Below are 12,309 nucleotides of genomic sequence, written 5' to 3'. Positions count from 1 at the left end.
CTTAATAGTTGCTATGGTATCACATACCGCGACCGTCACCAGCGGTCGACGGCCGCCGCCGTCGAGAAGACGGTGGCGAACTCCCCGTCGAGGTGTGCCAGCGCCGTTCTGTGAACGAGTGCCGCGTCGAACTGCTCGTCTTCCAGCGTCCGGTCGAACGTCGCCGTCGCGTCTGCCACGACGAACACCTCGAACCCTCGATTCTCGCCCATCCGGACGGTCGTCGACACGCAGTGGTCGGTCGTCAGCCCACAGACGACGATCGACTCGTGACCTCGTTCGCGGAGCCACGCCTCCAGGCCGGTGTCGACGAACGCACCGTTGACCTGCTTGCGGAACGTCGCCTCACCGTCGGCGGGGGCGAGTTCGGGCTTGTAGTCGAACCCGGGCGCGTCTCCCCGCAGCGGCGAGTCGGGCTCCGTCGAGTCGTGGCGGACGTGGACGATGGGGCGGTCACGCGACCGCCACGTCGCGAGGAGTCGTGCCGCGTTCGCCTCGGCGTCGGGGTTGTTGCGCGTTCCCCAGCCGGGTTCGTCGAACCCCTGCTGAAAGTCGACCAGCACCAGTACCGGTGTCCCCGACATCGTCTCAGTTGGGGTGGCCCACGCCCTCGCGAGCGTCCAGCAGCCGCGTCGACTTGGGGTGCTCGCGGCTGGTCGCGATCGGACACTCGCTCGGTGCCTGTCGTTCGTCCTCCGAGAGCATGTACTGTGGCCACTCTCGGTCCCCTTCGACGCCCCAGTCCCCGAGATCTGCGTGCGGACAGACGCCGTCGTACCCTTCGAGTCGGTCCTGGATGATCTCCCGGGCGTGTTCGCCGGCTTCGGTATCGGCGGTCACGCCCATGTCCTCGAAGAGCGCCCGCGGCTGGAAGGTGATCTCCAGTCCCACCGGGCAGTACCGGCTCTTTCGGGTGTCGTAGAAGGGTGCTCGGCAGGTCGGGAAGATCGGCTCGCCGCCGAAGGAAAACTCCCAGTGGGGATCGTCTGGCTCGGTCGGGATCTCTTCGGGCCAGGGCGCTGGATCGTGGACGTGCAGGAACTGCAAGATGTTCCACAGCGCCTCGTGGTACTGGGCCTCCGTGAGGTCGCGCTCGGGTGGCTTGAAGAACGCGACCAGCGACGCGCGGTCGCTGTGTTCCTGGTACGTGTCCAGATATCGCAGGAGCGTGCGGCCCAGATCCAGCAACGCGTCCTTGTCGGTCATCGACGGGACCGCGGTGTACAGCGGGTCCCCGTTGGCCACGGATTCGGCCCCGAAAAAGCACGGGAACGGCGTGCCGTTTCGCTCGCCGAGGAGGCCATCACGGAACGTGGTCCAGTGATCGACAACCCAGTCGGTCGTCGCGCCCGATGCCACCCGTTCCTCGACGGTCGCCTGGTCCTGAAGCTCGCCGACGATCCGGTCGGACATAGCTGTGGCGTACGGTCCGTGGATGCATTTATGCGTCGGTATCGGCGACGGAAGCGCCGTCGCTCCGGCCGTACTGTGGCTTCGCGAACGGATTCGCGACCTCGGTGTAGCGAAATCGGTCGCCGATTCGTGGTCGGCCGTCTCAGAACAGCGCCTCGGAGTCGTCGAGAATCCGCGCGGGGCCGCCGACCTCCCAGACTCGGGTGTCGACGCCGCAGTCGGCCACCGTCTCCTCGACGCGGTCGACGTACTCCGCCGTGGTGTTGACGTAGACGCTCGCACCGGTGTCGACGGAGAAGTAGACCGGGACGTCCTCCGCTCGGAGTTCGCGGACGGCGTTGAAGATCTCGATCGTCCGGGGCTGCCAGTACACCCAGCCCGCCGGCCCGGTCATCGTCGTCGCGGCCAGGGACAGCGAGTCGTGTTCGGCCAGCTCGAAGGTCCGGTCGAACTCGCCGCCCGCGATGGCGTCGCGTGCCTCGGCGATCTGGCCGTGGATGTGGGCCATCCGGTTCTCGAACATGTGACTCGCCGCGGCCTCCTCGTGGGCCGCCTCCGTCTCCTTGTAGGACGGGACCATGCCGGCGACGACCCGAAGCTCGTCTTCCAGTTCGGTCTCGATGCGCTCGGAGCGACAGTCCGCGTCGTTCATGCCGTTCTTGAGGTGGGAGAACCCGCCCGTCACCGCCCGCGCGGCGGAGCACGAACCGCGACGCGCGACCGTCGACACCTCGGGGCGAGTCATGTCGAGGCCTGCCGCCTCGACGAGTGCCATCGCCGCAGCCGCGAACCCGGAGGCAGAGGAGCCAAAGCCGATGTTCGTCGGGAAGGAGTTCGCCGACTCGAAGCGCACGCGGTGGTCGATCCCCGCCAGTTCGCGGACGTGGTCGACGACGGCCGCGATGCGCTCGGCCCCGCGCCCCTCGACTGCCTCGCCGTCGACGACGTACTCGTCGGCGTCGAGTTCCGGATCGAACGCCGCGGTCGTCTTCGAGTGGCTCGGTGCCGTACAGACGCTGATGCTGTCGTGGTAGGGCAAGCGCAGTTTCTCGTCGCGCATCCCGTGATACTTGACGATCCCCTGGATCGGGTGTGCCTTCGCGGTCGCTTTCATACCTCAGCCTCCCGGCGACTCCACTTTGCAGTTCCGAACCGAGGCCGTCCGGAACCGAGCCGTCTTTGATCGTCCAGCCCCGACTTGGGCTATGGAGCGTCGCGCCTACCTGCGAACGGTCGTCGGGGCGAGTGCGGTCGGACTGGCGGGGTGTCTCGGTGGCCTCGCCGAGTCAGGGGACTACGACGTCGGGATGACGAGCAACGCGTTCGATCCCGCCGAGATCACCGTCTCAGCCGGAGACACCGTCGTCTGGCGAAACACGAGCTCTCACGCCCACTCCGTGACTGCCTACGAGGACGGCATCCCGGACGGGGCAGACTACTTCGCCTCCGGCGGGTTCGACGACGAACCGTCGGCCCGCGACGGGTGGACGAACGCGACAGACGGCTCGCTGTACCAGGGTGACACGTACAGCCACACCTTCGAGGTCGCCGGCCAGTACCGCTACTTCTGTATCCCACACGAGCGCGGCGGAATGATCGGAACGGTCGTCGTCGAGTAGCGAAGACGGCCCCGCTCGCTCTCTCGTCCGGGCCGCTGCCTCGTTTTCGTCGGCGTTCTCGTCGTTCACCGCGCCATCGCTGCGACCGCCGTCTCATACGACCTGCTGTCCATCTGTGACCGATTTCGCCACCCCAGGGTGGCGAAGATCGTCACGAAGGTACAGCCGGCAGTATCAGGCAACGTCCCGATCTGCCAGCGCCAGCTCCCACTCTCGCTCGGTCGGATCGACGCCGGCAACGTCGACCGGCCCGTCCTCCGAGCGGTGCGCCGGACGCACCGCGAGGACGGACCTGTCGGAAAGCATCGACAGCGGGAACGCGTCACTCGCCCGGAAGCCGAACGCGTCGAGGACGGACGACGGGATCGGTCCCTCGCCGACCTTGACGACGTCCGAGTCGGCCGCGTCGGCGACGATCGGCGTCAGCAGCGCCTCGAAGACCTCCGGCGCGACCGCGCTCCCGCGTGGCACCGTATCGAGGACGGCAGTCGTCAGGATGCCGCCGCGCCGCTCTCGACAGACGACGCAGGCTGCCACGGCTCTCTGGTCGCGCCGGGCGACGTACGTCGTCGTCTCCCAGCGGGGGTTCGCGAAGCGCCACCGGTAGTAGTCGGCGTCTCTGACCACGTGGACGGGGTCCCGTCTCTCGCCGTCGCTCAGTCCGGCGAGCAGGTCGGCGGGAACGCCGTGGTGTCGCTCGACGGCAACCCTCGCCCCGTCGCGGCGGAGTCGGTCCCGGACGGAGAGATAGCCCCGGGCCAGGGGCGTCGCCAGCCGGCCGAGGTGGCGGGACGCGATCGATCGGAACTCCCGCTTGGAGCCCGAGTCGTGACGGACGAGCCGCTGGGGGTTCTGGATCCGGTAGTGGGTGCGTGGCCCGTCCCTGAGCGTCCAGTCGAACGACTCCAGGCCCGGAACGAGGGCGGCCGTCGGGAAGTTGAAGTACAGTTGTGCGGGGCCGTCGCTGTACCGTTCGAGCAACCGTTCGGTCATTCCGGTGAAGACCCCGCGCTCGCGATGGTCCGGGTGGACGACCCAGTCGGCCGGCTGGAAGGCCAGCACCGTCTCCTCGCCGAGCCGCACTCTGAACGTCAGACAGGGCTCGGCACCGACGACCTCGCCGTCGCACTCGGCGACGACCATCGGAATCTCGTCGACGTACGGGTTCTCTCCGAACCGCCAGCGGAACCACGCCGCTCGCCGCTCGTGTCCCCAGACCGTCTCGTGGAGGTCGAGAAACCCCTGTACGTCGGTCGGCTCGACGGGCCGGTACTCGTAGCTCGACCGCCTCTGTTCGAGGTGACTCATTGGGGCGTGGTTCTGCCGACGGCCCCTTCGTTGGGCTCCGTCTACCAGCGATTAGCCGGCTGCTACGAGGGTTGCGTCGAAAAAACGCGGCGAAAGCGCAGTTACTCCTCGACGTCGACCGAGGTCTCTTCTTCGGCTGCGACTTCCTCGGGACGGGCTTCCATCGTCGTCTTCTGGATCTCGACCCGGCGAAGCGGGTAGATGTCCTTGCACTCGCTGTACAGTGCAGAGGAGAGTCGCCCCTCGACGATGGAGTCGACGAGCTGCTCGAAGCTGCGGTCTTCGGCCGTCTCCTCGACGATGTCGATCATCTGACGGCGGATCGCCTTCTCCTGGGAGGCGTCGGCCTTCTTAGTCGTCAGCGCGACCGGCTGGATCTGGACGCGGTAGTCGTCCGTCGTCAGCACGGTGATGAAGGCCTCGACCTTCGAGGAGCCTCGGCGGACGAGCGACCGCAGGTAGTCGCGGGTCAGCTCGTGCTTGATGAACTCCGTGTACGCGGAGTCGGAAGCGACCTCGTTGATCTTGAAGGTCAGCTTCGTGTTGTTCTCGCTGGCGTCGTCTTTCAGATCGCCCAGCGTTGTCTGGATGGTGCGTCCGAGCACCTTCTCTGCCTCGTCTGCCGTGGTCTCACCGAGTTCCTCCCGGTCGAACTGCTCGGGAGCGAGCACGGTGTACCACCGCTTTTGCTGCTTCTGTCGGGATACGGATCGTTCGCTCATGATGTGTGTGTTGTGTGTTGGTCGGCAAGCTGTGCTGCGACGCGGAGGTTGACGACGTAGTCGTCGACTGTCGAGTGGAGTCCGCCGGTCGTCTCGCGGTCGATCGTGGTCACGATCTCGTCGCCGTCGACGCGCGTGGCCATCTCGTCGGTGTTGTCCGGGCGGAGCGCGCTGGCGATCCGTTCGGCCGTGGCGTCGTCGCCGTGGGCCGTCCGGATCGTCGCTTCTCTCATAGTGCCTCCCGGACCTGCTCGACGAGATCGTCGGTGTCGCCCTCGAACCGCGCGTTCGTGCGGGTCGCGGTTCCGCCGACGGCGGTCGTCGCGGCGTCGAGCGCGGGCGCGACGGATCGGTCGTCGGTCCCACGAACCGCGGCCCTGTCGCCGGCGACGACCAGCGTCACCGGCTCGGGCGAGCGAAACCGCGCGACGAGTCGGGCGACCGTCTCGACTGGCATCGCGTCGCCCCGGACGACGAACAGGCCGTCGTAGCGCTGGGTCGACGCGGTCCGGATGCCGGTGTGGGCCCGACTCGCGTGGGTCCGCCAGACGTCGAGTGCCTGCTCGCGCACGCCGTCGTGGCCGAGCGCGAGCGCGACGCCGAGTCCGGGCCGTTCGCGTGCGACGGCATCCAGCACGTCGCCGTAGCCGCCGATCGTCTCGAACGGGCCGCCGACGTAGGGGTGCAGCGCCCGCTCGATCGCCTCGGTGGCCCGATCGTTGGCGGTCTCGTCGCCCGCGATCGCCAGCGCGACCAGCGAGGCGACGCGACGGTGTCGGTCCGTGTCGGCCTCGGAACTCAGCGCCTCGATCGCCTCCTCGACGGCCGCGCGCTCGCCGGAGAACGGCGCGTGCAACAGCGTCGAGTGTGCGAGCCCGTCGACGTACTCGCTCACCGGGACGGCGACGCCGGGGCGGCGCTCGAACCCGCCGGCCTCGGCCAGCGTGGCCCCGTCGGAGTCGCCATCGGCGACGGTCGCGCCGGCCAGCGCGAGCGCCAGATCGGGCTCGGTGCCCAGCGCCCGCACCGTCTCGACGGCCGCGGTACTCAGTGGCTCGTCCGCGAGCGTCGCGGTCGCGTCGACGCCGTCGGCACCGACGCTGACCGTGACGTCGGCGTCCGTCGTCCGGGCTCCCGCCTCGCCCGTTCGCGCGATCGACGCCTGGAATGGCGTCTCTCGTGCCGTGAGAGCGCGTGCGAGGAGTCCCGTCGCTGCCAGTCCGTCACCGTCGGCGCGTGCGACGAGCCGAACGAAGTCGGCCCCGTCGAGCGTGCCGGCGAGGTCACTGGGCGGCGTGGCGGACGCCTGATCGCGACCGGCTGTGGACATCGATTACTCGAGCAGTTCCTTCGCTCGCTCGTAGCTGTAGGTGAAGTCCGCGTCGATCTCGTCGCCGCGGTAGTAGTCGACGAGACGGCGGATCTTCGACTGGTTGTTCTGGAGCGCGCGCTTGTTCTGGTGGTCGCCCGGGTTCTCGTCCATGTGCTCTCGCAGGCGGACGGCCTTCTTCATCAGGTTCCGGAGGTCCTCGGGCAGTTCGTCGGTCGCGTCGTTCTCTTCGAGGATCTCGGTGACCTTCTTGCCCGTCGCGAGCGAGACGTCCGGGATCGGCGTCCCCTGGACGCCCTCGTCGCGGAGCTTGAGGCCGATCTCGCTGGGCGAGTGGCCCTGCTCTGCGAGCTCGACGACTCGCTCCTCGATCGCGTCTTCGTCTACGTCGCTCCACTCCGGCGGTTCGTCTGCCACGGGCTTGTCCGAGTCGGACGAGCCGCGGCGTCGTGTGTGCATTCGTGCCATTGTTAGGTTGGAACGGCACAGACCGCTACGTGCTACTCGCAGCGCGAGCGTGTGGTGTCGAAACACCGGACACGGCCGCAATCTCGAAGCCACGCAACCGCGTGGCGGGTCAGATTTGCGGTCGTGCTGTTCCCGACGTACTCTCCCCACTCGGCGCGTAAAACCGTTTCTACTGCGGCCGGCGACGCTCTGTCGACGGCGACGGGCCGGCCCGACCGATTCCTCTCCCGCTCGAATATCACCGGCGATAACCGTTTGAACGGTCCTAAACGGTTCGAACGGTCGCGCGCCTTATTCCCTCCAGTCGCATCCGTGACGGTATGTACCGGGGCCTCGGCCGGCGCGGGCAGTCCTCGCCGATCGCCGTCGTTCTCGTCCTCTCGATGGTCGTCGCCGGCTCGCTGGCCGTCGTGACGCTGGGTGCCCAGTCGCTGTCGGACACCCGCGAGACGATGGACGTCGAGCGCGCAGAGAAGGGCCTGACGCAACTGGACTCGAACGTCGCGATGGTCGCGCTGGGGAGTGCCGGCGGACAGGAACTCTCGCTGTCGAGGACGGACGGGGCCGCCTATCGGCTCCGAGACGACGCGGGGTGGATGACCGTCGCGGTGACGAACACGTCCAACGACTCCACGAAGACGGTGATGAACGCGACGCTCGGCTCGATCGCCTACGAGAACGACGGCCGCTCGGTCGCGTACCAGGGCGGGGGCGTCTGGAAGACGGACGGCAACGGGGGGTCGCTGATGGTCTCACCACCGGAGTTTCACTACCGGGACGCGACGCTGACGCTCCCGCTGGTGACCGTCTCCGGCGAGGAGTCGCTCGACGGGCGGATCGCGGTTCGGCCGGGCGGGCGCTCGACGCAACACTTTCCGAACGCCTCGGCCGACGAGCAGTGGGTGAACCCGCTGGACGGCGGCCGCGTCAACGTGACCGTCAAGAGTGAGTACTACCGGGCGTGGGGCCAGTTCTTCGAAGAGCGCACGGACGGCGACGCCACGCTCGACCACGCGAACGAGACGGCGACGGTGACACTCGTCGTCCCGGCCGGGCCACAGACCGTCACGAACGCCGTCGCGGCCACGTCGGCGGGCGGCGAGATCGTACTGGCCGGGAGCGGCGATCAGACCCGAACTGACAGCTACAACTCCTCGAAAGGGACCGGGCTGTACGCCGACACGAAGACACACGACGGCTCGATCCGGACGGCTGGCGACGTGACGGTCAAGGGCAACAGCCAGGTCAACGGCTCGCTGGCGTCGGGGGGCAAAGTGACCGTCAAAGGGGGCGGTGTAGTGACCCGAGACGCCGGCTACACCGACGACATCAAGGTCACCGGCAGCGGCGGTGTCGACGGCTCGATCGAACAGCTCTCGGGCGTCGACGGGATCGGTCCGGTCGACGCCGTCATCGAGCGGCGATACGAGAACGCGACCGAGGACAACGACAACGGCGACGCGAGCGCGATCTCGGGGACGACGCTCGACGACGGCGACCAGACGCTCTCGGCCGGCGAGTACCACCTCGATCGACTCGTGCTCGACGGCGAGACGCTGACGCTGGACACCGGGACCGACGGGACGATCAGTATCGCGGTCCGTGACTACGTCCAGCTGAAGAACGACGGCCGCATCCACGTCGTCGGAAACGGGACGGTCCGTCTGTACGTCGACGGGCAGGCGACGACGGCGTCGGACCATCACTTCTCGATCGAGGGAAGCGGCGGCCAGATCGACGTCGACGAGGGGCAAAACGCCTCGCAGTTCTGGCTCTACGGCCGCGGCGACTTCCAGGGACGGATCGACGGCACCTCCGGTGACACCCACCTGCTCGAGGGCGTCGTCTTCGCGCCCGGCGGCACGCTCGGCAGTAGCTCGTTCACGGTCGAGAAGGGAAGCCTCTACGGCGGCGTCGTCACCGGGACCGTCATGATGGACAACGGCGGGCAGGTCCACTACGACCGATCACTGAAGCGGGTCAACGCCGTCCCGCCGGCCGAGAACATCGTCCGGCTGACCTACCTCCACGTCTCGGAGATCGAGATCGAGGCTCGCGACTGATACCGTTGGCTGCCACGTCGTGACGATATTCGCCGCCCGGGGTAGCGAAATCGGTCACAGATGGCCAGCCGACAGTATGCTCTCCTCGGTCGTCACAGCTCGATCGTCAGATCGATCTCGTGGACAGGAACGTACAGTCGATCCGGCGACGTCCCTGGCTCCAGGTAGCACGTCACGCTGCCCGCGCCCGGATCGGGCGCACACGCCGAGAGTGCGGTCTGCTCGAAGGACTGTTGCCAGAGCTCCCACCGCGGCGACGTGACGGTCACGCTGACGTTCTCGAACTGCCCGCCGGTACCGGCGACGGCGACGGCCGAGGACTGCTGGTTCGCACGCACCAGGACCGTCGACCCGCCGACGCTCCGGACGCGCTCGGTCCGCGTCTGGACGATCGGGACGAGCACACGGCCGTCTCGGACCACCAGCGGCGGCTCGACGGTGGTGAAGCCGCCGTCACGGGAGACCTGAAACACCGCGCCACCCTCGTAGACGAGCCGTTGCGCTCCGTCGCCCTCGTAGACGATCGGCCTGACCGACCGCTCGACGCTCTCGTTTCCGTCGGCAGTGTCGCGGTCGATCGCGGTCACGTTGATCGTCACGTTCTCGCCCGTGTACAGCTGTGCGCTGCCGAGACTGACTTCGGTCGCTCGGCTCGGGGCCCCCCGCTGGTGGATGTCGGCCATGTTGTCCGCCAGCACGTCGAAGGCCCGCTGTGCGTTGTTCGTCTGCTCGGCGTCCCGCACGTCCTGGAGCGTCCCCAGTCCGCTGACCGAGATGATCGCGACCGAGGCGACGACCATCCCGAACACGAGGGCGAACCCGAGCACCTCACTGACAGCGCGATCAGTCATTGCGCACCCCCAGAGCGTTGCCGTCGTAGCCGACGACGACCGTTCCGCCGTCGGCCGACGAGTTGCTGAGTGCCGTCCTGTTCTGGACGCCTACCGTGACACGAACCTCGGGACTGCTCGACCGCAGGCGGATCGTCGGCGACGGCGTCGCCACGAGTTCGAGCCGGTAGGTCGTGCCCGTGATTCGGGCGGGGAACTGCTGCTCGATCCGCACCGTCGCATCGGCCGGATCGTCACTGGCTCTGACGAGCCTGTCCGCGCGTGCGATGTCTGCCGACACCTGCTGGCCGATCACCTGCAGCTCGGACCTGACGACCTGTCGCTGGCGGTCCTCGACGAAGCTGCCGGACGCGACGAGCAGCCCGGTCACCAGCATGGTCGCGATCGCGAGACTGAGCACGTAGCTGAACGTCGAGGAGACGGCGCGATCGTTCACGTCGGCTCACCCGGTGCGACCCGGATCGTCGTCTCGTAGCGCAACTTCGCCCCGTCGTAGCGGTACGTGACGTTCGCGGCGTAGATGGCGGGCGTCGCGTACGGATCGTCGCCGGTCGACGACGACGGCAGGTTCCCGTTGCTGGTGGCGTCCTCGCCGACGATCAGCGAGTAGTTGCCCGTCACCTCGTCGCCCTCCTCGTAGGCGATCTCGTAGGGCTCCGACACGCCCTCGCCGAACGACAGTGCCGGACACGGTGTCCCGTCGACGAGCCCCGCCGTCAGATCGACGTGGAAGTAGTCGACCCCGTCGTCGACCGCGCAGACCCCCTGTCGCCCGGCACCGTCCTCGACGCCGATCTTGTACGTCCCGTCGGCGCTGTCGTGGGTGACGTTCATGGTCCAGGTCGCGCCCGCGCTGTCCGCGATCCGCACACGGAACTGGTCGGCCGGGCCGCCGAAGTTGCCCGTTCGGTTGACGCCGCTCACGTTCATCCTGTAGGCGCGTGTCTCCGCGACCCCGTGGGCGACGCGCCAGTCGACACTCGTCGCGCCACCCTCGCTCGCGTTTTCGAACGAGGAGCCGCCGGGTGCATCGTCCCTGATTCTGGTTCCGTTCTCGATGTCGGTCGGTCCCGCGACGCTGACCACCTTCCCGCCCGAGGCGTGGTGTTCTCCCGACAGCGCCGAGAGCGTCGAGACGCTCTCGTCGAGGCTCGTCGCCAGCGTCGTCGTGTCGCTGGCGTTGTGCGTGTTCGCGTACTCGATCGCGTGGCCGGTCGACTGCTCGACCGACTGGCGCACCAGCAACGCGTCGTCGCTGCCCGCCGTTTCGCCGCGACTGGCGAGGTTCTCCGTGAAGATCGCCGAGTTGACGACCAGCGCCAGCATGACGAACGTGACCGCCATCACGAAGGCCGCCACCAGAATGACCTGTGCGCGGTCGTCGCCCAGCGAGCGACAGCGGCGACCGAGGTGGCTCAGATCCGCCACGCGACCACCTCCACGCGGACCACGTTGTACACCGACGTGCCGACCTGCTGGACGGGATAGCGACTCGCCGAACCGACGGTCACCGACTCGTTGGCGGTCTCGTCCGGTCCCATCAGCGGATCGTCCGGCCTGAGCGTCACGGTCCGTGCGGCCGACACCGCGTTGTCGCTCGGCCGACCGCGGTAGATCATCCGCCGGGTGGCGATCCCGCCGCTCTGCCTGCGGTACCGGAGGTAGACGTTGTACGAGATGCTGCGCTCGTCGAGCGTCCGCTCCAAGATCCGCCCGAAGGTCGTGTCCGGCGGCTCGTTCGTGTAGAACCCGATGTCGGGCGCGCCGTGGAACCGGCCGTCAGTGTCGTTCCAGTAGCGGACGCTCGTCGAGAGCGCGCCCTGGTCGGCCGCCGTCGCGAGCACGCCCTGCGTGACCGAACGCTGCTGGTTCTCGATGTGCTGGCTCGACGTACTGGCCGACAGCGGCGTCACCGCCGTCATCTGCATCGCGAAGACGACGCTGCTCAACAGCAGTAGCCCCGCGATCACCGCTTCGAGCGTGTGGGCCTGCCCGCGTTCCGGACTCACCACAGTACGACCTCCAGCGTGACGACCTCGCGATGCAGCGACACCACTCGACGCGCGGTCACCGACTCGTCCACGTCGGCCGTCGTCGGCTCGCCCGCCTGGAGAGACACGTCGCCACTCTCGCAGTCGCTCTGGTCCCGCAGCGCCGCGGCGTCTGCGTCCCAGCACAGCGGACTCGCCCCCTCGCGGGCCGTCGTCCCGTTTCGCGTCACCGTGACGTTGACCCGCTGGCGGTCGTCTAGCCCCAGCCGCTCGTTCGTCGTCTCGCCCGCGAAGTGACAGCCACTCTCCGAGCGATTGTCGAAAAACGCCGCCGTACACGTGGCGTTCAGGACCTTCGGACGCTTTGCGCTGCCCAGCGTCGCCCGCGAGAGATCGTCGGCCACTCTGTCGACGGCGACGGTCTCCTCCTGTGCCCCTGCGGTGAACGGCTCGACTACGCCGGGCACGAACAGGAAGACGAACAACACGACGGCGAGGAAGAGACTCATGCCGAACGCGAAATCCAACGTCGTCTGTCCGCGTG

At 68.0% G+C, this 12,309-nt stretch carries 15 protein-coding genes; 2 read left to right on the top strand and 13 right to left on the bottom strand.

Going from position 1 to position 12,309, the window contains the following annotated elements:
* Positions 1-35: 35 nt before the first annotated feature.
* From ACAH01_RS10155 to mvaD, 3 genes are all read right to left on the bottom strand, one after another.
* Positions 36-584 carry a cysteine hydrolase family protein gene (locus ACAH01_RS10155; protein ID WP_372479093.1) on the bottom strand — a complete coding sequence of 183 codons (549 nt, stop codon included), beginning with the start codon at positions 582-584 and terminating at the stop codon, positions 36-38.
* Between the two features lie 4 nt (positions 585-588).
* A complete protein-coding gene (locus ACAH01_RS10150; protein ID WP_372479092.1) occupies positions 589-1,413 on the bottom strand; it encodes a YqcI/YcgG family protein in 825 nt (274 codons plus the stop codon).
* Between the two features lie 142 nt (positions 1,414-1,555).
* Positions 1,556-2,527 (bottom strand): phosphomevalonate decarboxylase MvaD, encoded by a 972-nt coding sequence (gene mvaD, locus ACAH01_RS10145; RefSeq protein ID WP_372479091.1) that lies wholly within the window; start codon positions 2,525-2,527, stop codon positions 1,556-1,558.
* A 91-nt stretch (positions 2,528-2,618) separates the two neighbouring features.
* Here mvaD and ACAH01_RS10140 point away from each other — a divergent pair, with 91 nt between their 5' ends.
* Entirely contained in the window at positions 2,619-3,032 is a 414-nt protein-coding gene (locus ACAH01_RS10140; protein WP_372479090.1) for a plastocyanin/azurin family copper-binding protein, read from the top strand.
* Positions 3,033-3,206: 174 nt separating this feature from the next.
* Here the strand turns inward: ACAH01_RS10140 and ACAH01_RS10135 are convergent, their stop codons facing one another.
* The 5 genes from ACAH01_RS10135 to ACAH01_RS10115 form a co-directional block, all read right to left on the bottom strand.
* Complete coding sequence (locus ACAH01_RS10135) at positions 3,207-4,340, bottom strand: GNAT family N-acetyltransferase (RefSeq protein WP_372479089.1); 1,134 nt, start codon at positions 4,338-4,340, stop codon at positions 3,207-3,209.
* 101 nt (positions 4,341-4,441) lie between these two features.
* Positions 4,442-5,062, bottom strand: a complete 621-nt coding sequence (locus ACAH01_RS10130; RefSeq protein ID WP_153553458.1) for a 30S ribosomal protein S3ae — start codon at positions 5,060-5,062, stop codon at positions 4,442-4,444.
* Complete coding sequence (locus ACAH01_RS10125) at positions 5,059-5,295, bottom strand: KEOPS complex subunit Pcc1 (protein ID WP_170094123.1); 237 nt, start codon at positions 5,293-5,295, stop codon at positions 5,059-5,061. Before ACAH01_RS10125 ends, ACAH01_RS10130 begins: the two co-directional genes overlap by 4 nt.
* Positions 5,292-6,392, bottom strand: coding sequence for a hypothetical protein (locus ACAH01_RS10120; RefSeq protein ID WP_170094124.1), 1,101 nt, complete (start codon positions 6,390-6,392; stop codon positions 5,292-5,294). The genes ACAH01_RS10125 and ACAH01_RS10120 overlap by 4 nt, the downstream gene beginning before the upstream one ends.
* Before the next feature lie 3 nt (positions 6,393-6,395).
* Positions 6,396-6,860 (bottom strand): 30S ribosomal protein S15, encoded by a 465-nt coding sequence (locus ACAH01_RS10115; protein WP_170094125.1) that lies wholly within the window; start codon positions 6,858-6,860, stop codon positions 6,396-6,398.
* 320 nt (positions 6,861-7,180) lie between these two features.
* Here ACAH01_RS10115 and ACAH01_RS10110 point away from each other — a divergent pair, with 320 nt between their 5' ends.
* Positions 7,181-8,923 (top strand): hypothetical protein, encoded by a 1,743-nt coding sequence (locus ACAH01_RS10110; RefSeq protein ID WP_372479088.1) that lies wholly within the window; start codon positions 7,181-7,183, stop codon positions 8,921-8,923.
* Positions 8,924-9,015: 92 nt separating this feature from the next.
* Here the strand turns inward: ACAH01_RS10110 and ACAH01_RS10105 are convergent, their stop codons facing one another.
* The 5 genes from ACAH01_RS10105 to ACAH01_RS10085 are packed head-to-tail and all read right to left on the bottom strand — an operon-like array spanning position 9,016 to position 12,274.
* Entirely contained in the window at positions 9,016-9,774 is a 759-nt protein-coding gene (locus ACAH01_RS10105; RefSeq protein ID WP_372479087.1) for a hypothetical protein, read from the bottom strand.
* Positions 9,767-10,210 carry a hypothetical protein gene (locus ACAH01_RS10100; RefSeq protein ID WP_372479086.1) on the bottom strand — a complete coding sequence of 148 codons (444 nt, stop codon included), beginning with the start codon at positions 10,208-10,210 and terminating at the stop codon, positions 9,767-9,769. The genes ACAH01_RS10105 and ACAH01_RS10100 overlap by 8 nt, the downstream gene beginning before the upstream one ends.
* A complete protein-coding gene (locus tag ACAH01_RS10095; protein WP_372479085.1) occupies positions 10,207-11,202 on the bottom strand; it encodes a hypothetical protein in 996 nt (331 codons plus the stop codon). Before ACAH01_RS10095 ends, ACAH01_RS10100 begins: the two co-directional genes overlap by 4 nt.
* Positions 11,190-11,783: a hypothetical protein gene (locus ACAH01_RS10090; protein WP_372479084.1), complete on the bottom strand. Its 594-nt coding sequence runs from the start codon at positions 11,781-11,783 to the stop codon at positions 11,190-11,192. Before ACAH01_RS10090 ends, ACAH01_RS10095 begins: the two co-directional genes overlap by 13 nt.
* Complete coding sequence (locus tag ACAH01_RS10085) at positions 11,780-12,274, bottom strand: hypothetical protein (RefSeq protein WP_372479082.1); 495 nt, start codon at positions 12,272-12,274, stop codon at positions 11,780-11,782. The genes ACAH01_RS10090 and ACAH01_RS10085 overlap by 4 nt, the downstream gene beginning before the upstream one ends.
* Between the last annotated feature and the right edge of the window lie 35 nt (positions 12,275-12,309).

Source organism: Halomicrobium sp. HM KBTZ05 (genome assembly GCF_041530035.1).
GTDB lineage: Archaea > Halobacteriota > Halobacteria > Halobacteriales > Haloarculaceae > Halomicrobium.
This window is presented reverse-complemented; position numbering and strand designations above follow the sequence as displayed.